We start from the raw sequence: 22866 nt of genomic DNA, 5'->3' as shown, positions 1-22866 counted from the left end.
GGGGCACCCCCTAGGGCCTCTCTTCCGGATCTTGCCGGGGTCGCGGGGTCTGGCACGCACATCTGCGGCGTTGTCGTCACTCTCCCCCAAGCTCTCGGCTTCGCTCGAGCAGGGAGGGACCCCCATCGCGCCGCGTCGACTCCCTCCTCCGCCTTGCAGCTGCACGCACCAGACCCCGCTCGGGTCGGCCAGAAGGCGCCGCAGACCGGAGCCGGCCTGATCCGGAAGAAAGGCCCTAGCCTCCTCGCATGCGTGACACCACCGTCGACCTGGCCCTTCCCCTCGCCCCCGCGACCCGCCGGGCGCTGGACGACCTCGCGGACGCCTCCGGACGCGGTGCCGAGGAGCTGGCGCGGGAGGCCGTACGCAGGTACCTGGAGCAGGAGGGAGCCCCCGTCCGCGCGCAGGCCGAGCGTCTCGCGCGGCGCCACGCCGACCTGCTGAGGAGGCTCGGCGAATGACCCGCCATCTCACCGTCACGGAAGTCACCGCCATCGCCGAGGTGGCGTTCGGGGGGCGTGCGCCGGAGGCGCGGGAGGCCGGACTGCTCGCCTCCGCCGTGCACCGGCCGCGCGCCCGGATGTTCGGCACGGCGGCCTACGACGACCTGCACGAACAGGCCGCCGCCCTGCTCCACGCCCTCGCCGCGAACCACCCCCTCGTCGACGGCAACAAGCGCACCGCCTGGCTGGCCGCGGCCACGTTCCTCGCCGTCAACGGTGTCGATCTCGCCGACGTCGACCAGGACGCCGCATACGGCCTGGTCATCGCGGTGGCCTCCGGGGAACTGAGCGATGTGGCGGTGATCGCGGGGCGGTTGCGGGAGCTGTGACGTGGGTCCCAACCGTGGCCGACCCGGGCTCGTTCGAGCGTCGACGGGGGCCCGGCGCCGGTAGGGTGGCCCGGTTGTCATACGTGCCGAGCCGCCCGCCTGTCGCCCGTCACCGCTGCTGAGCGACGCTCCCCCCGCGCCGAAAGACCGGGAGGAACCCCCGGCGCGCGGCCCCTTCGACTCGACCACAAGACCACGGAGACCGTGACTACCACCGCCACTTCCTCCTCCCACAGCCTCTCCCCCGCGTTCCCGGGCCGTGCGCCCTGGGGTACCGCCAGCAGACTGCGTGCCTGGCAGCAGGGGGCGATGGAGAAGTACATCCAGGAGCAGCCGCGTGACTTCCTCGCCGTCGCCACGCCCGGCGCAGGCAAGACGACCTTCGCGCTGACCCTCGCGTCCTGGCTGTTGCACCACCACGTCGTGCAGCAGGTGACCGTGGTCGCACCGACCGAACACCTGAAGAAGCAGTGGGCGGAGGCCGCGGCCCGGATCGGGATCAAGCTCGACCCGGAGTACAGCGCCGGCCCGCTCGGCCGCGAGTACGACGGCGTCGCCGTCACCTACGCCGGTGTCGGTGTGCGCCCGATGCTGCACCGCAATCGCGTGGAGCAGCGCAAGACGCTCGTGATCCTCGACGAGATCCACCACGCCGGTGACTCAAAGTCCTGGGGCGAGGCGTGCCTGGAGGCGTTCGAGCCGGCCACGCGGCGGCTCGCGCTCACGGGTACGCCCTTCCGGTCCGACACCAACCCGATCCCCTTCGTGACGTACGAGGAGGGGCAGGACGGCATCCGGCGCTCCTCCGCCGACTACACCTACGGCTACGGCAACGCCCTCGCCGACCACGTCGTCCGGCCCGTCATCTTCCTCTCCTACAGCGGCAACATGCGCTGGCGCACGAAGGCCGGTGACGAGATCTCCGCCCGGCTCGGCGAGCCGATGACCAAGGACGCGGTCAGCCAGGCCTGGCGCACCGCGCTCGACCCGCGCGGCGAGTGGATGCCCAGCGTGCTGCGCGCCGCCGACCAGCGGCTCACCGAGGTCCGCAAGGCCATCCCGGACGCCGGCGCCCTCGTCATCGCCTCCGACCAGGACTCCGCCCGCGCCTACGCCAAGCTCATCCGCGAGATCACCGGCACCAAGGCGACGCTCGTGCTGTCCGACGACACCGGGGCGTCCAACAGGATCGACGATTTCAGCGGCAGCAACGACCGCTGGATGGTCGCGGTGCGGATGGTCTCCGAGGGCGTCGACGTGCCCCGCCTCGCGGTGGGCGTGTACGCCACCACCATCTCGACCCCGCTCTTCTTCGCGCAGGCCGTCGGGCGTTTCGTGCGGTCCCGGCGGCGTGGCGAGACCGCGTCCGTGTTCCTGCCGACCGTGCCCGACCTGCTGACCTTCGCCAACGAGATGGAGAAGGAACGGGACCACGCCCTCGACAAGCCGCAGAAGCAGGGCGAGGAGGATCCGTACGCCGAGTCCGAGAAGGAGATGGACGAGGCGAACAAGGAGCAGGACGAGGACACCGGCGAGCAGGAGCAGTTCTCCTTCGAGGCGCTGGAGTCCGAGGCCGTCTTCGACCGGGTGCTGTTCGACGGTGCCGAGTTCGGCATGCAGGCCCACCCGGGCAGCGAGGAGGAGCAGGACTACCTCGGGATTCCCGGGCTGCTCGAGCCCGACCAGGTGCAGATGCTGCTCCAGAAGCGGCAGGCGCGGCAGATCGCGCACAGCCGCAAGAAGCCGGACTCCGAGGCGGACCTGCTGGAGCTGCCCGCCGAGCGGCGCCCTGTGGTCAGCCACAAGGAGATGATGGAGCTGCGCAAGAAGCTCAACACCATGGTGAGCGCGTACGTCCATCAGAGCGGCAAGCCGCACGGAGTGATCCACACCGAGCTGCGGCGGGTGTGCGGGGGGCCGCCGAGCGCGGAGGCCACGGCGGGGCAGCTGCGGCAGCGGATCGAGAAGATGCAGGAGTGGGCTACGCGCATGCGGTGACGTTCCACTGGGTTGGCGGGGTTTTCTTTCCCACCCACCCGCCCGCCCGTCTCGGTCGGCCCAGAGGCACCGCCCCGGGGCTCCGCCCCGAGCCCCGGCCTCCGGGCCCCGAGCCCCGGCCTCCGGGCCCCGAGCCCCGGCCTCCGGGCTCCGGCCCCTGGCCTCCGGGCCCCGGCCTCCGGGCCCCGGCCTCCGGGCTCCGGCCTCTGGGCCTCCGGGCCCCGGCCTCCGGGCTCCGGCCTCTGGGCCTCCGGGCCCCGGCCTCCGGGCCCCGGCCTCCGGGCTCCGGCCTCTGGGCCTCCGGGCCCCGGCCTCTGGGCCTCCGGGCCCTGGCCTCTGGGCCTCCGGCCTCCGGTCCCGGCCCTTCAGGCCCCCGGGCTCCGAGCCCCGGGCTCCAGCCCCGGCCCTTCGGGCCTCCGGTCCCGGGCCCATGCTCGGTGGCGTGGGCGTATGCGGACGAATGGTGGCAGGGGGGAGCGGGGGTTGACCGGATTGTGGACCGAGGCTTCCGCTCAGCGAACCGGCTTCGCTACTGTCCGGTTACGTACACGCCCCGTGGCAGCGCAGCCGCGGAGCGCAGCCGTGACGCGACATGGGCCCGGACGCCGCCGGGTCGTCCTGCCGACCGACGGCCTCTGAAGCGCGTCGCCGACGGGACTCGGTGACGTATCCGCCGTTCAGGGGGCGCCGATCTCACGCCGAAGGAGTGGGCGTCGTGACCGCGGAGACATCCCAGACGCTCGACCGGGGACTGCGTGTCCTCAAACTGCTGGCCGACACGGACCACGGGCTGACGGTCACCGAGCTCTCCCACAGACTGGGCGTGAACCGGACCGTGGTGTACCGGTTGCTCGCCACGCTGGAACAGCACGCGCTCGTCCGGCGCGACCTGGGCGGCCGGGCCAGGGTCGGCCTGGGGGTGCTGCGCCTCGGCCGCCAGGTGCATCCGCTGGTACGGGAGGCCGCGCTGCCCGCGCTGAGGTCGCTGGCCGAGGACATCGGGGCGACCGCACACCTGACGCTCGTGGACGGCACGGAGGCACTGGCTGTCGCGGTCGTCGAGCCCACGTGGACCGACTACCACGTGGCCTACCGGGCCGGCTTCCGTCATCCGCTGGACCGGGGCGCGGCCGGCAAGGCCATCCTCGCCGCCCGCCGGTCACCCTCCGCCGACCCCGGGTACACCCTGACCCACGGCGAGCTGGAGGCGGGGGCGAGCGGGGCCGCGGCGCCTCTCGTCGGAGTGACGGGCGTCGAGGGCAGCGTGGGCGTGGTGATGCTCGCCGACTCCGTGCCGGAGCGGGTGGGCCCGCGCGTGGTGGACGCGGCCCGCGAGGTCGCGGAGGCGCTGCGCTGACGCGTACGGCGACGGCGGGAACCCGTACGGCGACGGCGGGGAACCCGTGCGCCGGATGTGGGGGACGTGTACGCGCCACAGGGGGCGCCCGGGGCGCGCGTTAGATTGATTCCGTGCTCTCTCGTCTCACGCGCCCCAAGGCCGTCGCCGTCTGTGCCCTGCCCGTCGTGGCCCTGATCGCCACGGCGGCGTTCGCGCCGCTGCCGTTCGCGGTGGCGCAGCCGGGGATGACGGCGAACGTGCTCGGCAAGAACCAGGGCACGCAGGTGATCACGGTCTCGGGCGCGCCGACCCGCCCGACCGGCGGGCAGCTGCGGATGACGACCATCGAGGCGACCGGCCCGGACGCACAGGTGAGTCTCGGGGACGTGTTCGACAGCTGGTTCCGCACCGACCGGGCGGTCATGCCCCGCGACTCGGTCTATCCGACCGGCGGCAACGTCGAGGAGATCGAGAAGCACAACTCCGAGCAGATGCGGCAGTCCCAGGACGCGGCGACCGAGGCGGCGCTGAAGTACCTGCACCTCAGCGCCGGCAAGGTCAAGGTCAAGCTGAGCCTCGCTGACGTGGGCGGGCCCAGCGCGGGGCTGCTGTTCACGCTGGGGATCATCGACAAGCTGGACGGCGACGGCAGCGGAGGCGACCTCACGGGCGGCCGCACCATCGCCGGTACGGGCACGATCGACGCCTCCGGCAAGGTCGGCGCGGTCGGTGGCGTGTCCCTGAAGACGCGGGCTGCGAGCCGGGACGGCGCGACCGTCTTCCTGGTGCCGAAGGCCGAGTGCGCCGATGCCAAGGCGGAACTGCCGAAGGGGCTGCGCCTGGTCCCGGTCACCACGCTGAAGAGCGCGGTGGACTCCCTGGTGACGCTGGAGAAGGGAAAGGGGCCGGTCCCGAGCTGCTAGACCCGCCCCAGGCGACGGCGGCCACACCGGTCGGACGGGTTCCGGCGGGCGGGCCGTCTCACCCGCGCCCGGACCGGTCAGGTCTCCTCGTCGATCCCCGCGGCCTGCTCCACCAGCGGGATGATCCGCAGCGGGACCGGGTTCTCCATGACGATGGTCGTGGAGGCGCGGACGATGCCCTCGTAGCCGACGACCCGGTCGATCACCCGCTGGAGGTCCGCGTTGGACCGGGCCACCAGCCGGCACAGCATGTCCCCGCTGCCGGTGGTGGTCAGGAGTTCCAGCACCTCCGGCACGGTCGCCAGATGTGCCCGGACGTCCGCTCCCTGGCCCTGGCGGATCTGGAGGGTGGCGAAGGCGGTCACCGGGTAGCCGAGCGCGGCCGGGTCCACCTGGGGGCCGAAGCCGCGTACGACGCCCTGGGACTGGAGCCGGTCCAGCCGCGCCTGCACCGTCCCCCGTGCCACCCCCAGCCGCCGGGACATCTCCAGCACTCCGATGCGCGGTTCCCGTGCGAGCAGCACGATGATCCGGCCGTCGAGACGATCGATCGCCACAGCCCCTCCCGTGGGGTGGTCATCCTGTACAGACAGGCCGTGCAAACGGCCGTACGACTGAACAGAATGCCCAGTGAACTCGGAAACTATTGCGCACCTTGCAGAGCGGGGTCACCCTTCCGCTATGACGCAGACCACACACCACGCTCCCGACGTGACCGCCCGGCAGGCCGACCCCTTCCCGGTCAAGGGAATGGACGCGGTCGTCTTCGCCGTGGGCAACGCCAAGCAGGCGGCGCACTACTACTCCACCGCCTTCGGCATGCGGCTGGTCGCGTACTGCGGACCGGAGAACGGCAGCCGCGAGACCGCCGCCTACGTGCTGGAGAACGGCTCCGCCCGGTTCGTGTTCACGTCGGTGATCAGGCCGAGCACCCCCTGGGGCGAGTTCCTCGCCCGGCACGTCGCCGAGCACGGCGACGGAGTCGTCGACCTCGCCATCGAGGTCCCGGACGCCCGCGCGGCCTTCGCCTACGCCGTCGAGCACGGCGCCCGCGCGGTCACCGAGCCGTACGAGTTGAAGGACGAGCACGGCACGGTCGTCCTCGCCGCGATCGCCACCTACGGCGAGACCCGCCACACCCTGGTCGACCGCTCCGGCTACGACGGCCCCTACCTCCCCGGCTACGCCGCCGCCGACCCGATCGTCGAGCCGCCGGCCCATCGCACCTTCCAGGCCGTCGACCACTGCGTCGGCAACGTCGAACTCGGCCGCATGAACGAGTGGGTCGGCTTCTACAACAAGGTCATGGGCTTCACGAACATGAAGGAGTTCGTGGGCGACGACATCGCCACCGAGTACAGCGCGCTGATGTCGAAGGTCGTCGCGGACGGCACCCTCAAGGTCAAGTTCCCGATCAACGAGCCCGCGATCGCCAAGAAGAAGTCCCAGATCGACGAGTACCTGGAGTTCTACGGCGGCGCCGGCGTCCAGCACATCGCGCTGAACACCAACGACATCGTGCAGACCGTCCGCACCATGCGCGCCGCCGGCGTCCAGTTCCTCGACACCCCGGACTCCTACTACGACACCCTCGGCGAGTGGGTCGGCGACACCCGCGTGCCCGTCGACACCCTGCGCGAGCTGAAGATCCTGGCCGACCGCGACGAGGACGGCTACCTGCTGCAGATCTTCACCAAGCCGGTCCAGGACCGCCCGACCGTGTTCTTCGAACTCATCGAGCGCCACGGCTCGATGGGCTTCGGCAAGGGCAACTTCAAGGCGCTGTTCGAGGCGATCGAGCGGGAGCAGGAGAAGCGGGGCAACCTCTGATCCCTCCGGCCCAGTGACAGGTACCGGAGGGCGGAGCGGTCCCTCCGGTACCTCGCCGGTGCCATCGCGCCCGGTACTCCCGTGCCCCCGCCCAGGCGACAGGACCCAGGCGGGGGCCCTAGGCGGGGGGCAGCGGCTCCTCCGGGACCTCGCCGAGGTCCCGCAGCGCCGCCCGCGCCGCGGGTGCGTACAGCGGCGAGAAGTAGGGATTGACGCGCAGCGCCTCCTGAAGGTGCCGCCGGGCCGGCGCGTCCTGCCCCAGCTCGTGCTCGATGACGCCCCGGTGGAAGGCGTACAGCGCGCTGCGCACCCCGCCGCCCTTCGCCTTGTCGGTCGCGGTCACGGCGTAGGTCAGCGCCTCCTGGTCGTCGCCGGCGCGGTGCAGCGCCCAGCCGAGCGCGTCGGCCACCTCGATCCCGGGCTGGCGTTGGTACTCCTCCTCCAGGCGCGTCACCGCCTCCCCCGGGTCCCCGTGGTCCGCCTCGAACCGCCCGGCCACCAGTTCCTCGTCGACCCCGCCCGCCGCGGCCTGCCGCATCCGTGTCTGGAGCAGGTCGTACTGCGCCTGGGCGTCCCGCGTCAGCCCCATCGACTCGTACAGCTCGCCCAGCTCCAGCGTGTTCCGCGGGTCCGGCTGCCCGGCGAGGGCCGCCTGGTACGCGGTCAGCGCCTGCGCGGTACGGCCCAGTGCCGCCAGCGTCCGGCCCTTGCCGGCCAGCGCCTCCCGCCGGCCCGGATCGAGCCGTACGGCGCCCTCGAAGTGCCGCAGCGCGTCCTCCAGGTCGCCGCGCTCCCAGGCCAGCTCCCCGAGAGCGGTCAGATAGGCGGCCTGCTCGGCGGGGGTGCCGGCGGCGGCCGCCGCGTCCGTCAGCTGGGCCACCGCGTCCTCGCGCCAGCCCCGGTCCCGGTACACCGCCGAGGCACGCGCCATCACCGCCGGACGCGCGGCCGCCCCGGTCCGCAGTCCCATCAGCTTGTCCAGGGTGCTGCGGGCCGCCGTGTAGTCGCCGAGCCCGGTGTAGGCGTCGATCAGCGGCGGATACACCGTCCACTGCTTCGGCGTCAGCTTCAGCGCCTGCTCGCCGTACCGCTTGGCCGCGGGGAAGTCCCGGCGCGCGTTCGCCAGCGCGGTCATCCCGCCCAGCGCCTCCGCGTTGCCCGTGCCGCGCACCTCCAACGAGGTGCGCAACGCCCGCTCGGCCTTCGGGTAGTTCGCCGCGTCGGCGGTCAGCCGCCCCTGCCGCACGTACGCCGTCCCCAGCACGGCCCAGGCCCGCGCGTCCCGCGGCCGCGCCCGCACCGCGCTCTCCTCGCGCCCGATGAGCGAGACCAGATCGGGCAGTGCGGCCGGCACCCCCGAGACGACCGCCGTCAGCACCTGTGCCGGGGGGCCCGCCGCCGGCACAGGCGGTCTGACGCCGGCCCCCGCTCCGCGCGGGAGCGCGGGCGGCTGCTCGGCGGGCCGCTCAGACGGCAGCAGTACCAGCATCGCGCCCGCCGCGGCCCCCGTCACCAGCGCCGAGACCAGCACGATCCGCGCCCACCGCAGGGGGCGGCCCGGCGGCGGCTCGGCCACCAGGGACGTACCGGGGGCGGAATGGCCGTACTGTCGGTTTTCCATACCGCTCACTGTGCTGCAGCACGACGAACACATCCGGGTGGCCCAGGGAAGGCGCGGACGGGGTTCACACCGATGGCCCCGAGTGCGACGCTGTGATCATGAGCCGCATCGAAGCGCCCCGCGACGAAGTGACCGGCAACCTCACCGACCGGCTCCTGGCGGGTCTGCCCGCCGAGGCCGTCCTGACCGACCCCGACGTCACCGCCTCCTACGCCAACGACATGGCGAGCTTCTGTCCGGCCGGCGCCCCGGCCGTGGTCGTGCTGCCGCGCACGGTGGAACAGGTCCAGCACGTCATGCGCACCGCCACCGAGCTGCGCGTGCCCGTCGTCCCGCAGGGCGCCCGCACCGGCCTGTCCGGGGGCGCCAACGCCACCGACGGCTGCGTCGTGCTGTCCCTGACCAAGATGGACCGCATCCTGGAGATCAGCCCCGTCGACCGCATCGCCGTCGTCGAACCGGGCGTCGTCAACGCCGCGCTCTCCCGCGCGGTCGGGGAGCACGGCCTGTACTACCCGCCCGACCCGTCCAGCTGGGAGACGTGCACCATCGGCGGCAACATCGGCACCGCGTCCGGCGGCCTGTGCTGCGTGAAGTACGGCGTGACCGCCGAGTACGTCCTCGGCCTGGACGTCGTCCTCGCCGACGGCCGCCTGATGTCCACCGGCCGCCGTACGGCGAAGGGCGTGGCGGGCTACGACCTCACCCGGCTCTTCGTCGGCTCCGAGGGCTCGCTCGGCATCGTCGTCCGGGCCGTGCTCGCGCTGAAGCCCAAGCCGCCGCAGCAGCTGGTCCTCGCCGCCGAGTTCGCCTCCGCGGCCGCCGCCTGTGACGCCGTGTGCCGGATCATGGAAGGCGGTCACGTGCCGTCCCTCCTCGAACTGATGGACCGTACGACCGTCAAGGCGGTCAACGACCTCGCCCGGATGGGCCTGCCGGAGACCACCGAGGCGCTGCTGCTGGCGGCCTTCGACACCCCGGACCCCGCGGCCGACCTCGCCGCCGTCGGCGCCCTGTGCGAGGCGGCCGGCGCCACCCAGGTGGTGCCCGCCGAGGACGCCGCCGAGTCCGAGCTCCTCCTCCAGGCGCGGCGGATGTCGCTGACCGCGCTGGAGGCGGTCAAGGGCACGACGATGATCGACGACGTGTGCGTGCCCCGGTCGAAGCTCGGCGCGATGCTCGACGGGGTCGAGCGGATCGGCGCGAAGTACGGCCTCACCATCGGGGTGTGCGCGCACGCCGGCGACGGCAACACGCACCCCACCGTCTGCTTCGACGCCCTCGACCCCGACGAGTCCCGGCGGGCCCGGGAGTCCTTCGACGAGATCATGGCCCTCGGGCTCGAACTCGGCGGCACCATCACCGGCGAGCACGGCGTGGGTGTGCTGAAGAAGGAGTGGCTGGCCAGGGAGATCGGGCCGGTCGGGGTGGAGATGCAGCGAGGCGTGAAGCACGTCTTCGACCCGCTCGGCATCCTCAACCCCGGCAAGCTGTTCTGAGGCCCGGCCGACCACCGGGCTCACCGGGCTGACCCGGCTCACGGGGTTCACCGCGTTCACCTGGCTCACCGGGTTCACCGGGCGAGCAACTGGTCGAGCGCGTCGTCGATGCCCAGTTGCTCGCCCTCCGTCCCCGGGGGGACCATCCGCAGCGTGCGCTCCAGCCACGCCGAGACCTGTGGGGTCGGCGCCTCCAGCAGGGCGTCGCCGTCCGGCGAACTCAGCGCCATCAGGACGACACTGCGCCCCTCGGACTTGGTCGGCCACACCCGTACGTCCCCGTGCCCGCACGGCCGGAACACGCCCTCCACCAGCAGCTCACGGGCGAAGGTCCAGTTGACCGGGGACTCGGAGTTGATGTGGAACGTGACGTGGATCGCGTAGGGGTCGTCCGAGCGGTACATGAGCCTGGCCGGGACGGGAACGCTCCGCTCGGGCGACAGGATCAGCTTCAGCTCCAGCTCCCGCTCTACCACCGTGTGCTCCATGACCTGCGTTTCCTCTCTGGCCGGGGCCGCGCTGAATGGGCCCGCACGGGATGAGAGGGGGGTGGGGGCGCGGCATTACGCGGGTTCCGCGGATTTTTTTTCGGGGGCGGAAGCGGGCGGGAACGGGCGGGTTCTCGGGGGCGCGAGCGTGCGGCTCTCGGGGGCGTGAGCGTGCGGGGCGGGCGCGCCGTCGGTGGCCGTGGGGGACGGACGGGACGGGTGTGGCGCGTGTGAGGCGTGTGATGTGTGTGGCCTGTGCGGCGCCAGGACGCCAGGGCGTTCGGAGGTGGGGGAGGCGTGCACGGGGTCGCCCGGAAAGGGGTGGGTCCGGCGGGAGTGGCCGTGGGGGGTGCCCGGGTCTGATAGATGTGGAGCCCCCTATCCCACCCCCGAGCAGATACGGGACGACGGACATGAGCGCCCCAACCCCGGCCCCCGGTGACGACAGGCCCCGCGAGGGCTACTACCCGGACCCGTCCATCCCCGGCTACGTCCGGTACTGGAACGGCGCCTCGTGGGTGCCCGGCACCAGCCGGCCGGCGCCGAGGGACGGCGAACCGCTCACTCCACCCCCGGGTGCCCGCTCCGCGGCCCCCTCGGTGGAGGAGACGGGCCCGCACTTCTTCGACGAGGACCCGCCGCCCCTCTCACCCGAGTGGGGGACCGACGCCGGCGCGCGGCCCGGCGGCGACGCGGTGGGCCACACCCCCCGGGGCGCCGACCCGAGGATTCCGGCGGACATCCCGCCCCGGCAGGCCCCGCACGCCGACGGCTCGGCGCCGGTACCGGGGGAGGGCACCACGCCCGAATCCGGCGGGACCTTCCTCTTCCGCCGTCCCACCCCGGGCCCGGCGGCGGCGCCGCGCCAGGACGACGGCACCATGACCTTCCGCCCGGTGCCGGGCAACGAGGGCGTGGGCCGGCCCGGTTTCGGGGCGCCCGGCTCCGGTGCGGGGGCGCCCCCCGCGCAGGCGCACCAGCCACCGCAGGCCCACCAGGGCCCCCACGTCCAGCCGCCCGCCACTTCCCAGCCCGCCGCGCACGCAGGGCCCGGATTCGCGGTCGGCAAGGACGCCGCCGCCCGAGCTGCCGCACAGGCCCAGCAGGCCCAACAAGCGCAGCAGGCGCAGCAGGCCCAACAAGCGCAGCAGGCCCCGCACGTCTCCGCCCAGGCCCCGCAGGCTCCCGCCGCCGTGGTTCCCCCGGTGCCGCACCAGGGGTCCGGCCCTCCTCCGATGGCGTCGGGCATCGGCGGTGGGCAGGCGTCCTGGGCGCAGCAGGTGCACCATCTGGCCGGAGGGGCGGAGGAGCAGCCGGTCGCTCCGTGGAAGCCGCCGGTGGAGGACGTGTTCCAGGCGGCCGCGCGCCGGCAGGCGGCGGCCCGCCCCGCGGGACTCGGCAAGCGCTTCGCCGCCCGCCTGATCGACAACCTCGTCATCGGTACCGTGACGGCCGTCGCCGCGGTGCCGCTCGGCATCCGGGCGATGGACCACGTCCAGCACAAGATCGACCAGGCCAAGCTGTCCGGCCGCACCGTCACGGTCTGGCTGCTCGACGGCACGACGGGCACCTCCCTCGGCATCGTCCTCGCCGTCCTCCTCCTCTTCGGCGTGGTGTACGAGGTGCTGCCCACCGCCAAGTGGGGCCGCACCCTGGGCAAGAAGGTGTGCGGTCTCCAGGTGCGGGACATCGAGGGACACGAGCCCCCGGGGTTCGGCGCGGCCCTGCGCCGCTGGCTGGTCTACAGCGTTCCCGGTCTGCTCGGCATCGGCGTCGTCGGCGTGCTGTGGTGCCTGTTCGACCGCCCCTGGCACCAGTGCTGGCACGACAAGGCGGCGCACACGTTCGTCGCGGACTGAGCGAGGGGCACGCCCGCCCGTCGCCCGCACGCCCGTCGCCCGTACGGCCGCTCGCCGGATGCGGCACCGGGATGTTCGCGGTCCACTCGGGCCATGAGCAGCGAACCGCCCCCCGGCTCCGGACCGCAACCCCCGGACGACGACCCGCTGAGGAAGCGGCCACCGTCGGACCAGGGGTCGGGCTCGCCGTACGACCCCCCGTCCGGCGGCCGGCCCCCGTCCTCGGGCGGCGGCGAACAGCACCCGCCGCCCGGCGGCGGCCCGCAGCCACCCCCGAACGACGGCGGCTCCCACGGCGGCGGGCCCTACGGCGGTGGCAGCGGCCCCTACGGCGGTGGGAGCGGTGGCAGCCCGTACGGCGGTGGAAGCGGTAGCGGCGGTCCCTACGGCGGTGGAAGCGGCGGCAACCCGTACGGCGGTGGCGGTCCCTACGACAGCGGCGGCTACCCCACCGACCCGCTGGCCGGCATGCCCCCGCTCGCCGACAGCGGCAAGCGCACCGTCGCGCGCATCATCGACATGATCATCGTCGGCATCGCCGTCTACCTGCTCACCTGGGCCTTCGGGGTCCGCGAGTACGACGTGAACGGGGACACCATCGACGCCGGCAAGTCCCTCGGCCAGTCGATCATCGCCGCCGTCCTCTACGTCGCCTACGACACGATCCTCACCGCCAGGCACGGGCAGACCCTGGGCAAGAAGTGGTTCCACATGAGGGTGGCGAACCTGGACAACGGCGCCACGCCGTCCTTCCAGACCTCGCTGATCCGCGCCCTGGTGCTGTGGATCCCGTTCGCCTTCTGCTGCGCCTGCATCTGGACCGCGATCTGCGGCGGCTGGAGCTATTTCGACCGGCCGTACAAGCAGGGCCTCGACGACAAGGCGGCCAAGACGGTGGTGGTCAGCACCCGTTGACGGGTCAGGCGACGACGGCGACGACGGCGCTCATACGGAAGCGGCGGGTCCGGCACAACGCCCGGGCTCGCCGCTTTTCCGTGTGTTCCTCAGGAGGCCGTGCGTTCGCGCGCCGGTTCGGCACCGGCGGCCACGGGCTCCCGTCGCGCGGCCATCCGCACCCGCGCCTCGCCGGCCACGGGCGTCACCTGCGCCGGCCCGTCCGCCTGCCGCGGTGCCGTACGCGCCGCGGGCAAGGGCACCGTCATGGCGACGAGCAGCCCGAGCGCCAGGGCGGACAGGGCGATGACGGTGATCCCGAGACCCGAACTCGTCTGTGACAGCAGCAGCATGGCGAGCGTCGAGAGGATCACGGTGGACGAACCGTAGGCGAGCTGTGCGGCGGTCGGACGAGGCATGGCAATCGTGTCCTCGGAAGATGAAGATGGGGGGTGCCGTTCGACTCCATGGGCCTGCATGCCCGAGCGGGACACCTGGTAAGCATGACCTTACCCACGGTGCCGGTGCACAAGGGGGCGCACGGAGTCATGGCTCCATCAAGTGGCCCTGATCATGCGCCTGTTGGGAGTGTGCGGCCTGTTCGCAAAGCGAACTCCCGCTCCGCATAGTGCAGTTGTCCTGTGCAAGTCAAGGTCTGTCTTTTCTTCTAAACCTCTAGTCAAATGTCGTCACTTGATTACACGCGTTGATCGTGCGCGCACGGATCTTTCCATGACCCGGATCTCCCTGTCCGTGGGCGCGGCGCGGGGGAGGATCTCAAGTGACCAGCAGACCCTGGACGTTCAGAGCGGCCGCGATAGGTGTGGCGCTTGCGTCGGCCTCCGCCACCTTCGCGACGTTCGCCGTCGCGGAGGCGAGCACCCCGGCCCGGGACGCCGCGGCGAACCGGCACGACCCGGCCCCGGTGGCTCAGCGGGAGCACGACCTCGACGGTCCCATGAGCAAGACCCAGGAGGCCCAGCGTCAGGAGGCCCTGAACCAGCTCATCGCCGGCAAGGCCAAGGCCGAGAACCGCAACGGCTCGAAGGTCGTCCAGCTCAAGAGCCGCAAGGGCGACAGCAAGTACGTCGAGCTGAGCCGCGAGAAGACCGACAAGATCTTCACGATCCTGGTGCAGTTCGGGGACCAGACGGACCCCCAGTACGGCGGCACCGCGGGACCGCTGCACAACCAGATCGCCGCGCCGGACCGCAAGAAGGACAACAGCACGGCCTGGCAGGCGGACTACAACCAGAAGCACTTCCAGGACCTCTACTTCGGCACCGGCGCGAAGGCCGAGTCGCTGAAGAAGTACTACGAGACGCAGTCCTCGGGCCGCTACTCGGTCGACGGTGAGGTCTCGGACTGGGTCAAGGTCCCCTACAACGAGGCCCGTTACGGCAACAACGCCTGTGGCCAGACCAACTGCACCAGCGTGTGGAACGTCGTCAGTGACGGTCTGAACGCCTGGGTCGCCCAGCAGAAGGCGGCCGGCAAGTCCGATACCGACATCAAGGCGGACCTGGCCAAGTACGACCAGTGGGACCGCTACGACTACGACGGCGACGGCAACTTCAACGAGCCGGACGGCTACGTCGACCACTTCCAGATCGTGCACGCCGGTGAGGACGAGTCCGCCGGTGGCGGCGCCCAGGGCGAGGACGCGATCTGGGCCCACCGCTGGTACGCCTTCGGCACGGACGCCGGCGCGACCGGCCCGGGGAACAACAAGCTCGGCGGCGCGCAGGTCGGCGACACCGGTGTCTGGGTCGGCGACTACACCATCCAGCCGGAGAACGGCGGACTCGGCGTCTTCGCCCACGAGTACGGCCACGACCTCGGTCTGCCGGACGAGTACGACACCGCCGGCGGCGACAACTCCACCGGTTTCTGGACCCTGATGTCCTCCGGTTCCTGGCTCGGCACCGGCAAGGAAGCCATCGGCGACCTGCCCGGCGACATGAACGCCTGGGACAAGCTGCAGTTGGGCTGGCTGACTTACGACACCGCCAAGGCCGGCACCTCCTCCTGGCACAAGCTGGGCCTCGCCGAGTACAACACCAAGTACCGCCAGGGGCTGGTCGTCTCGCTGCCGGACAAGGCGGTCACGACCGAGGTCGTCACCCCGGCCCAGGGCGCCACGCAGTGGTGGAGCGGCAGCGGTGACAACCTCAAGAACACGCTGACCCGTTCGGTGGACCTCACCGGCAAGTCCTCGGCCTCGCTGGGCCTGGACGGCTGGTACGACATCGAGAACGGCTACGACTACCTCTACGCCGAGGTCTCCACCGACGGTGGCGCCAACTGGACCGCCCTGGACGGCACGGTGGACGGCCAGGCCGTCCCGCGTGACGGCTCCGGCAAGCCGGCGCTGACCGGCACGGTCGACGGCTACAAGAAGCTGGCGTACTCGCTCGACGCCTACGCGGGCCAGAAGGTCCAGCTCCGCTTCCGCTACCAGACCGACGGCGGTGTGGCGCAGAAGGGCTTCGCGGCCGACGAGATCGCGGTCACCGCGGACGGCACGACGCTGTTCTCCGACAACGCCGAGTCGGCGGACGCCGGTTGGACCGCTTCGGGCTTCTCCCGCATCGGCGCGTCCTTCAGCAAGGAATACAAGCAGTACTACATCGCCGAGAACCGCCAGTACCAGTCGTACGACAAGACCCTCAAGGTCGGCCCGTACAACTTCGGCTTCGCGTCGCGGGCGGACTGGGTGGAGCACTACCCGTACCAGAACGGCCTGTTGATCTGGAAGTGGGACACCTCCCAGGCGGACAACAACACCAACCTCCAGGCGCACCCGGGCACCGGTCTGATCCTGCCGGTCGACGCGCACCCGACCGCCCTGAAGTGGGCCGACGGCACGCTGCTGCGCAACCGCATCCAGGCCTACGACTCGCCCTTCGGCCTGGACGCCACGGACGGCATCACGCTGCACAAGGCGGACGTCGCGCTGAAGATCAAGTCGCAGAAGGGGGTGCCGGTCTTCAACGACCACACCAACACCTACTACGACTCGTCGAACCCGACCGGTGGCGTCAAGATCACTGACACCAACACGAAGATCAAGATCGCCAAGCAGGCCAAGGATGGCTCCACGATCGAGCTGGAAGTCGGCCCTGCGGTGAAGTAAGCGGTAACTTCGCAGGTCAGAAGCGTATCGGCGGCAACCCTCTGGCGGGTTGCCGCCGATCGTGTTTAGGTGCGTCCTGTGACGCGCTTATTGACACCGACCGGAACGGGGATGTGACCGCATGGCTGCTGGAGGCTTCAGCAAGCTGCCGAACGGCACCGTGGTGGTGGCACTCAACCTGCCGCATGTCGCCGACGGCTCGCCCGGGGTACGGGTGCTGGTGCACGCCCAGAACCGCGCCCGGGCCCTGACGCGCCTGCGCAATCTGGGGCTGCGTGCGGTGTACCTGCGGGGCAACGCCGCGCCGCCTTCGCCGGACGAGATCACGGCGGTCCTGCACCATCCGGACGGGCTGATATGGCGCACGGCGCTGGACAACGGTGTCACTTCGACCGAGCTGTGGCATCCCATTCGGGCGTTGCTGCGGGGGCGGGTGGCGGTCGCGCGGCAGGTGTGAGGCGGGGTGTGCGGGGCGGTGCGTGAGCGGGTGCGGGTCCGCTGCGGCTGGTCGCGCAGTTCCCCGCGCCCCTGGGTGGGCTGGTGTGGGCGGTGCTGCGTTGTGGCCCTGGGGGGTGTGAGCGTGTGGGTGGGTGCGGGTCCGCTGTGGCTGGTCGCGCAGTTCTCCGCGCCCCTTGGGTTGGCTGGTGTGGGCGGTGCTGCGTCGTGGCCCTGGGGGCGTGAGCCTGTGGGTGGGTGCGGGTCCGCTGTGGCTGGTCGCGCAGTTCTCCGCGCCCCTTGGGTTGGCTGGTGTGGGCGGTGCTGTGCCGTGGCCCTGGGGGCGTGAGCCTGTGGGCGGGTGCGGGGGCGTTGTGGCTGGTCGCGCAGTTCCCCGTGCCCCTGGGTGGGCTGGTGGGTCAGGGGTTGGCTACTGGTTTGCCTGTGAGGTCGACGCCGGCTTTTCTCAGTTCTTCCAGGGCGCGCTCGGTCGTTTCCGGGGCGACCGCGGCCGTCAGGTCCAGCAGGACCTGGGTGCGGAAACCCTCCCGGGCGGCGTCCAGCGCGGTGGCGCGTACGCAGTGGTCCGTGGCGATGCCGACCACGTCGACCTCGTCGATCTGGCGGGCGCGCAGCCAGTCGCCGAGCTTCACGCCGTTCTCGTCGGCCCCCTCGAAGCCGCTGTACGCGGCCGCGTAGGCCCCCTTGTCGAAGACGGCGTCCACCGCGCCGGAGGCGACGGCGGGGGCGAAGTTCGGGTGGAAGCCGACGCCCTCGGTGCCGGCGACGCAGTGCGCCGGCCAGGAGCGGGCGTAGTCGGGGTTGTCCGCGAAGTGCCCGCCCGGCGCGATGTGGTGGTCACGGGTCGCGACCACGTGGCGGTACCCGGTACCCGCCGCCTGGCCGATCAGCTCGGTGATCGCGGCGGCGACATCCGCACCACCGGCCACCGCGAGGCTGCCCCCCTCGCAGAAGTCGTTCTGCACATCTACGACGATCAAGGCGCGGCGCATGGCGGGTGTCCTTCGGTGGGGGTCCCCCTCGCTCGAAGAACTCGGGGGAGGTTCAAGTAACTGAGCCTAGAGACTTCGCGGCCTGTGCGGGAGGGGGTCTTCACGGTGCGAACGGCGGTCCCGCTCTAGCTACCCGAGCGCAGGTGTACGTACTCCGTCGGAATGACGGGTTCCCCGCGGGACAGCTGGGTGGCGGACAGCGGGAGATTCGCCCGCGCGGCGATGTGCCGGTCGCGGGAGACATCGAGCGGCTCGCGCGCGACCACCTCGCCGCCCTTGACCAGCCGCACCAGCAACTGCCGGCCCGCCAGCTCCTCGGGGACCGGCCCGGCGCCCACCACCTCGGCCTCGGCCACGCCGTACTCGTCCACCCGGCGCGCCGCCCACTTGCGGCCCCCGACGGAGGTCTTGCCCCCGGTCGACTTCTTCGCCACCGGCACCAGCGGGGCCTCCGGGTCCGCGGACTCGGCACGGGCGACCAGCTTGTAGACCATGGAGCAGGTCGGGTGCCCGGAGCCGGTCACCAGCTGGGTGCCGACGCCGTACGCGTCCACGGGCGCCGCCGCCAGCGAGGCGATCGCGTACTCGTCCAGGTCCGAGGTCACGACGATCTTCGTGTCCCGCGCGCCCAGCTCGTCCAGCTGCTGGCGCACCCGGTGCGCGACCAGCAGCAGGTCACCGGAGTCGATGCGCACCGCGCCCAGCTCGGGTCCGGCCACCTCCACCGCCGCACGGACGGCCTCCGCGACGTCGTAGGTGTCGACCAGCAGGGTGGTGTTGCGGCCGAGGGAGGCCACCTGGGCGCGGAAGGCGTCGCGCTCACGGTCGTGCAGGAGGGTGAAGGCGTGCGCGGAGGTGCCGACGGTCGGGATGCCGTAACGGAAGCCGGCCGCCAGGTCGGAGGTGGTCGCGAAACCGCCGACGTACGCGGCGCGCGCGGCGGCCACGGCGGCCAGCTCGTGGGTGCGGCGGGCGCCCATCTCGATCAGCGGCCGCTCACCCGCGGCGGAGGCCATGCGGGAGGCGGCGGCCGCGATCGCCGAGTCGTGGTTGAGGATGGAGAGGACCACGGTCTCCAGCAGCACGCACTCCGCGAAGCTGCCCTCGACCCGCAGGATCGGCGAGCCGGGGAAGTACACCTCGCCCTCGGGGTAGCCCCAGATGTCACCGCTGAAGCGGTAGTCGGCCAGCCACCGGAGGGTCTCCTCGTCGACGATCCCCCGCTCGCGCAGGAAGTCGAGCTGGCGCTCGTCGAAGCGGAAGTTCTCCACCGCGTCCAGGACGCGCCCGGTGCCCGCCACCACGCCGTAACGGCGCCCGTTCGGCAGCCTTCGGGTGAAGACCTCGAACACGCTGCGCCGCCCGGCCGTACCGGCCTTCAGCGCGGCCTGCAGCATGGTCAGCTCGTACTGGTCCGTGAAGAGAGCCGTCGAGGGAACGCCCACCCGTCGCCCACCACCGCCCTTCCAGGGAAGCGCTTCGCGCCCTTCTTCTTCCGGCAGCCCAAGGTCCGCTGTGCTCATGACGATGGATCGTACTCCCATCTCGTCAGTGTGACGATTTGTGGGGGGCGTGGCAGCATGGTCACTGTGACGTCACCCGCGCCCGTAGAGATCGAACGCACCGAGTCGGCGGAGGAGGTCTTCGCCGTACCCGAACCCGACGTCCCCTGGGTCACCATCGTGCACAACGACCCGGTCAACCTCATGAGCTATGTGGCGTACGTCTTCCAGTCGTACTTCGGCTATTCCAAGGACAAGGCCAACAAGCTCATGCTCGATGTCCACCACAAGGGCCGGGCGGTCGTCTCCAGCGGTAGCCGCGAGGAGATGGAACGCGACGTGCAGGCGATGCACGGCTACGGTCTGTGGGCCACCCTCCAGCAGGACCGGAAGTAGCGCGCAGTCAGATGCCAGGACACTTCGAACCGCTCCCCGGCGGCGGCGCGGCCGTCGCGCTCGACGACGTCGAGATCTCCATCATCCGCTCGCTGGCGGTCCAGCTGCTGGAGCTGATCGGCCCCGGTCCGGGCGAGGACGCCCCGTCCGACCCGCTCGCCGAGCTGTTCGCCGAGGGCCCCAGCGAACCGCCCGCCGACCCGGTGCTCCGAAGGCTCTTCCCGGACGCCTACAGCGACCCGGAGAAGGCGCCGGACTCCCCGTTCGACGCCGAGGAGCGGCGGGCGCACTCCTCCGAGTTCCGCCGCTACACCGAGAACGACCTCAGGGCCGGCAAGCGGGAGAACGCCCTCGCGGTGATCCGCACCCTGGACGCGCTGACCTCGGTGGCCGGTGACGGCGGAGGGGCGGTGCTGAAGCTCTCCCCGGACGAGTCCCGGCAGTGGCTCGGCTCCCTCAACGACCTCCGGCTGGCGATCGGCGCCCGGCTGGAGATCACCGACGAGGACGACACCGACCTGCTCTTCCACCTCCCGGAGGAGGACCCGCGCAAGCCGATGGTGCTCGCGTACCTGTGGCTGGGTGGTCTCCAGGAGACGCTCGTCTCGACCCTTATGCCCTGATTCGGGGCCATTTTGCGTTCGCTCAGCGGACGCTCAAATCCGGATAACGATCGCGTCACCGTTGCGGCCTGGTTTGCCGCATTTGGGCGTTCTTTGTCCGGTTCTTCCTGTGTGATGCGCCACATCCGTTCTCTGCGTTCATTGTTGCGGCCGTGATACATCTTCACGACCGCCCGGCGAACACCACCCTTGTCCGCCGGGTGCGCCACCGAGCCGGCGACCGCCGGCCAGGCATTGGACGGGCTCGCGAAACCCGTCCAGCTCCATCAATCCGGGGGGATCGAAACCCGGTCCGAGGCCGACGAAGGCCCGGGTCGGCATGGAGAAAGGCGCACCACTCATGGCTTCTGAGAAGGCCACCGCAGCCCCTGAGGAGGGGTACGAGCGCGGGCTCGGCAGCCGCCAGGTCCAGATGATCGCGATCGGCGGCGCCATCGGCGTCGGCCTGTTCCTCAAAGCCGGCGCGAACATCGAGAAGGCGGGCCCCAGCCTCATCCTCATGTACGCCCTCGCGGGCGTGATCATTTTCTTCATCATGCGGGCCCTGGGCGAGCTGCTGCTCTACCGCCCGGTCTCCGGCTCCTTCGCCGACTACTCCCGCGAGTTCATCGGCCCGTTCTTCGGCTATTTCACCGCCTGGACGTACTGGCTGATGTGGGTCGTCACCGGTATGGCCGAACTGACGGCCGCCGCGATCTACATCAACTACTGGTTCCCCTCCGTCCCGCAATGGGTGACGGCGCTCGTCTTCCTGGTGGTCCTCTTCGGGGTCAACCTGATCTCCGTCAAGCTCTTCGGCGAGCTGGAGTTCTGGTTCTCGATGGTCAAGGTCACCGCCCTGATGGGCATGATCGTGATCGGTGTCGGCGTGCTCACCTTCGGCTTCAGCGCCGCCGGTGACACCGCGAGCGTCTCCAACCTGTGGGCCTTCGACGGCTTCTTCCCCAAGGGCATCGGCTCCTCGCTGATGACCCTCCAGGGCGTGATGTTCGCCTACCTCGCCGTCGAGCTGGTCGGCGTCACCGCGGGTGAGTCGGAGAACCCGGAGAAGACCCTCCCGAAGGCGATCAACACCCTGCCCTGGCGGATCGGCCTGTTCTACGTGGGCGCCCTCACCGTCATCCTGTGCGTGGTGAAGTGGACCGAGTTCCACGCGGGTGTCAGCCCGTTCGTGAAGGCCTTCGCGATGATCGGCATCCCGGCCGGCGCCGCCATCGTCAACTTCGTGGTGCTCACCGCGGCCCTGTCCTCCTGCAACTCCGGCATGTACTCCACCGGCCGCATGCTGCGCACGCTGGCGGACAGTGGCGAGGCCCCGCGCGTCTTCGCGAAGCTGTCCTCCACCAAGACCCCGGCGCTCGGCATCACCGTCTCGGTGCTGTTCATGGGCATCGGCGTGGTCCTGAACTACGTCGCCCCGGCCAAGGCCTTCGAGTACGTCACCTCCGTCGCCACCGGCGCCGGCATCTGGACCTGGCTGATGATCCTGGTCAGCCACGTCCTCTACCGCCGCAAGGTCGCCGCGGGCAAGCTGCCCGCCTCCCCCTTCCCGGCGCCGGGCGGCTCGGTGTGCTCGTACATCGCGATCGCCTTCCTCCTGTTCGTCACCGGCTTGATCGCGTACGATTCCGAGTCGCGCATCTCCCTCTACGTGATGGGTGTGTGGGCGGCCGTGCTCGGCATCGGCTGGCTGGTCCTGAAGTCCCGCACTCCGGAGATCGCCGACCGCAGCGAGCCGGCCCTGGAGAAGGTGGGCTGACCACCGGCGAGACCATCCTCAGGACGTCCTGCCGTCGGGAGTACTCGTGGCACTCCCGGCGGCAGCCGCTCAGGGCGTCCAGCATGTGGGCCGTTCCGTACCACACCTCGGTACGGGACGGCCCCACTGCTTATCCTGGCCCCCATGCTGACCCTCACCCAGGCCCTGTACGACCAGATCGTCGCCCACGCGCGCAAGGACCACCCCGACGAGGCGTGCGGCGTCGTCGCCGGCCCCGCCGGTTCGGACCGCCCCGAGCGCTTCATCCCGATGCTCAACGCGGCGATGTCTCCGACGTTCTACGAGTTCGACTCCGGTGACCTGCTCAAGCTCTACCGCGAGATGGACGACCGCGACGAGGAGCCGGTGATCGTCTACCACTCCCACACCGCGACCGAGGCCTACCCCTCGCGCACCGACATCGGCTACGCGGGTGAGCCCGGCGCCCACTACGTCCTCGTCTCCACCGCGGACACCGACGGCCTCGGCGACTTCCAGTTCCGCTCCTTCCGGATCGTCGACGGCGAGGTCACGGAGGAGGAGGTCGGGATCGTGGACGCGTACTGACCGAGGACGGGCACTGACCGGCGCCGACGGGCTCCGGCGGGCGCCGGCAGGCACTGACGGGCGCTACCCGGCACCGAGCGGCGCTGACCACAGTTCGGTCAGGGTTCATCCGGTATGCGAGATCGCCTTCCAGGACCCGGACCGGGAATCGA

21 protein-coding genes are annotated in these 22866 nt (G+C 71.3%); 15 read left to right on the top strand and 6 right to left on the bottom strand.

Translation table 11 applies throughout. The annotated features are described in order from the left end of the window. Nucleotides 1-248: 248 nt before the first annotated feature. The 5 genes from OIB37_RS15060 (at nucleotide 249) to OIB37_RS15040 (ending at nucleotide 5092) form a co-directional block, all read left to right on the top strand. Nucleotides 249-461 carry a hypothetical protein gene (locus OIB37_RS15060; RefSeq protein ID WP_330458108.1) on the top strand — a complete coding sequence of 71 codons (213 nt, stop codon included), beginning with the start codon at nucleotides 249-251 and terminating at the stop codon, nucleotides 459-461. Beyond that, entirely contained in the window at nucleotides 458-832 is a 375-nt protein-coding gene (locus OIB37_RS15055) for a type II toxin-antitoxin system death-on-curing family toxin (RefSeq protein ID WP_330458107.1), read from the top strand. The genes OIB37_RS15060 and OIB37_RS15055 overlap by 4 nt, the downstream gene beginning before the upstream one ends. A gap of 204 nt (nucleotides 833-1036) precedes the next feature. After that, the gene (locus OIB37_RS15050; protein ID WP_330458106.1) at nucleotides 1037-2830 is read left to right on the top strand and encodes a DEAD/DEAH box helicase; all 1794 of its coding nucleotides are present in this window, start codon (nucleotides 1037-1039) and stop codon (nucleotides 2828-2830) included. A gap of 715 nt (nucleotides 2831-3545) precedes the next feature. Beyond that, the gene (locus OIB37_RS15045) at nucleotides 3546-4187 is read left to right on the top strand and encodes an IclR family transcriptional regulator (RefSeq protein WP_330458105.1); all 642 of its coding nucleotides are present in this window, start codon (nucleotides 3546-3548) and stop codon (nucleotides 4185-4187) included. A 113-nt stretch (nucleotides 4188-4300) separates the two neighbouring features. After that, nucleotides 4301-5092, top strand: coding sequence for a S16 family serine protease (locus tag OIB37_RS15040; protein ID WP_330458104.1), 792 nt, complete (start codon nucleotides 4301-4303; stop codon nucleotides 5090-5092). Between the two features lie 77 nt (nucleotides 5093-5169). Here the strand turns inward: OIB37_RS15040 and OIB37_RS15035 are convergent, their stop codons facing one another. Then, nucleotides 5170-5649, bottom strand: a complete 480-nt coding sequence (locus OIB37_RS15035) for an Lrp/AsnC family transcriptional regulator (protein ID WP_330458103.1) — start codon at nucleotides 5647-5649, stop codon at nucleotides 5170-5172. A 124-nt stretch (nucleotides 5650-5773) separates the two neighbouring features. Here OIB37_RS15035 and hppD point away from each other — a divergent pair, with 124 nt between their 5' ends. Beyond that, nucleotides 5774-6922 carry a 4-hydroxyphenylpyruvate dioxygenase gene (gene hppD / locus OIB37_RS15030; protein ID WP_330458102.1) on the top strand — a complete coding sequence of 383 codons (1149 nt, stop codon included), beginning with the start codon at nucleotides 5774-5776 and terminating at the stop codon, nucleotides 6920-6922. A 118-nt stretch (nucleotides 6923-7040) separates the two neighbouring features. Here the strand turns inward: hppD and OIB37_RS15025 are convergent, their stop codons facing one another. Beyond that, nucleotides 7041-8543: a tetratricopeptide repeat protein gene (locus OIB37_RS15025; RefSeq protein ID WP_330458101.1), complete on the bottom strand. Its 1503-nt coding sequence runs from the start codon at nucleotides 8541-8543 to the stop codon at nucleotides 7041-7043. A gap of 92 nt (nucleotides 8544-8635) precedes the next feature. On the opposite strand from OIB37_RS15025, the gene OIB37_RS15020 reads away from it, so the two are divergent. After that, nucleotides 8636-10042, top strand: coding sequence for an FAD-binding oxidoreductase (locus OIB37_RS15020; RefSeq protein WP_330458100.1), 1407 nt, complete (start codon nucleotides 8636-8638; stop codon nucleotides 10040-10042). Nucleotides 10043-10116: 74 nt separating this feature from the next. Here OIB37_RS15020 and OIB37_RS15015 read toward each other — a convergent pair whose 3' ends face one another. Next, nucleotides 10117-10530 carry an SsgA family sporulation/cell division regulator gene (locus OIB37_RS15015; RefSeq protein WP_330458099.1) on the bottom strand — a complete coding sequence of 138 codons (414 nt, stop codon included), beginning with the start codon at nucleotides 10528-10530 and terminating at the stop codon, nucleotides 10117-10119. A gap of 413 nt (nucleotides 10531-10943) precedes the next feature. On the opposite strand from OIB37_RS15015, the gene OIB37_RS15010 reads away from it, so the two are divergent. Together OIB37_RS15010 and OIB37_RS15005 are read left to right on the top strand one after the other, a co-directional pair. Continuing rightward, entirely contained in the window at nucleotides 10944-12389 is a 1446-nt protein-coding gene (locus tag OIB37_RS15010; protein ID WP_330458098.1) for an RDD family protein, read from the top strand. A 93-nt stretch (nucleotides 12390-12482) separates the two neighbouring features. Further along, nucleotides 12483-13304 carry an RDD family protein gene (locus OIB37_RS15005; protein ID WP_330458097.1) on the top strand — a complete coding sequence of 274 codons (822 nt, stop codon included), beginning with the start codon at nucleotides 12483-12485 and terminating at the stop codon, nucleotides 13302-13304. A gap of 89 nt (nucleotides 13305-13393) precedes the next feature. Here the strand turns inward: OIB37_RS15005 and OIB37_RS15000 are convergent, their stop codons facing one another. Then, a complete protein-coding gene (locus OIB37_RS15000) occupies nucleotides 13394-13702 on the bottom strand; it encodes a hypothetical protein (protein ID WP_330458096.1) in 309 nt (102 codons plus the stop codon). A 362-nt stretch (nucleotides 13703-14064) separates the two neighbouring features. Here OIB37_RS15000 and OIB37_RS14995 point away from each other — a divergent pair, with 362 nt between their 5' ends. Continuing rightward, the gene (locus OIB37_RS14995) at nucleotides 14065-16419 is read left to right on the top strand and encodes an immune inhibitor A domain-containing protein (RefSeq protein WP_330458095.1); all 2355 of its coding nucleotides are present in this window, start codon (nucleotides 14065-14067) and stop codon (nucleotides 16417-16419) included. Between the two features lie 121 nt (nucleotides 16420-16540). Further along, the gene (locus tag OIB37_RS14990; RefSeq protein WP_330458094.1) at nucleotides 16541-16876 is read left to right on the top strand and encodes a hypothetical protein; all 336 of its coding nucleotides are present in this window, start codon (nucleotides 16541-16543) and stop codon (nucleotides 16874-16876) included. 397 nt (nucleotides 16877-17273) lie between these two features. Here the strand turns inward: OIB37_RS14990 and OIB37_RS14985 are convergent, their stop codons facing one another. Then, nucleotides 17274-17867: an isochorismatase family protein gene (locus tag OIB37_RS14985; RefSeq protein WP_330458093.1), complete on the bottom strand. Its 594-nt coding sequence runs from the start codon at nucleotides 17865-17867 to the stop codon at nucleotides 17274-17276. 125 nt (nucleotides 17868-17992) lie between these two features. After that, entirely contained in the window at nucleotides 17993-19390 is a 1398-nt protein-coding gene (locus tag OIB37_RS14980) for a nicotinate phosphoribosyltransferase (RefSeq protein WP_330458092.1), read from the bottom strand. Between the two features lie 57 nt (nucleotides 19391-19447). Here OIB37_RS14980 and clpS point away from each other — a divergent pair, with 57 nt between their 5' ends. The 4 genes from clpS to OIB37_RS14960 all read left to right on the top strand — a co-directional run bounded on the left by clpS (nucleotide 19448) and on the right by OIB37_RS14960 (nucleotide 22714). Further along, on the top strand, nucleotides 19448-19765 hold the full coding sequence (gene clpS, locus OIB37_RS14975) for an ATP-dependent Clp protease adapter ClpS (RefSeq protein ID WP_330458091.1): 318 nt from the start codon (nucleotides 19448-19450) through the stop codon (nucleotides 19763-19765). 11 nt (nucleotides 19766-19776) lie between these two features. Beyond that, nucleotides 19777-20388, top strand: coding sequence for a DUF2017 domain-containing protein (locus OIB37_RS14970; RefSeq protein WP_330458090.1), 612 nt, complete (start codon nucleotides 19777-19779; stop codon nucleotides 20386-20388). Between the two features lie 340 nt (nucleotides 20389-20728). Beyond that, nucleotides 20729-22147 carry an amino acid permease gene (locus OIB37_RS14965; RefSeq protein WP_330458089.1) on the top strand — a complete coding sequence of 473 codons (1419 nt, stop codon included), beginning with the start codon at nucleotides 20729-20731 and terminating at the stop codon, nucleotides 22145-22147. A 144-nt stretch (nucleotides 22148-22291) separates the two neighbouring features. Next, nucleotides 22292-22714 carry a M67 family metallopeptidase gene (locus OIB37_RS14960; protein WP_330458088.1) on the top strand — a complete coding sequence of 141 codons (423 nt, stop codon included), beginning with the start codon at nucleotides 22292-22294 and terminating at the stop codon, nucleotides 22712-22714. The last annotated feature ends 152 nt before the right edge of the window (nucleotides 22715-22866 follow it).

The organism is Streptomyces sp. NBC_00820, assembly GCF_036347055.1.
GTDB lineage: Bacteria > Actinomycetota > Actinomycetes > Streptomycetales > Streptomycetaceae > Streptomyces.
This window is presented reverse-complemented; position numbering and strand designations above follow the sequence as displayed.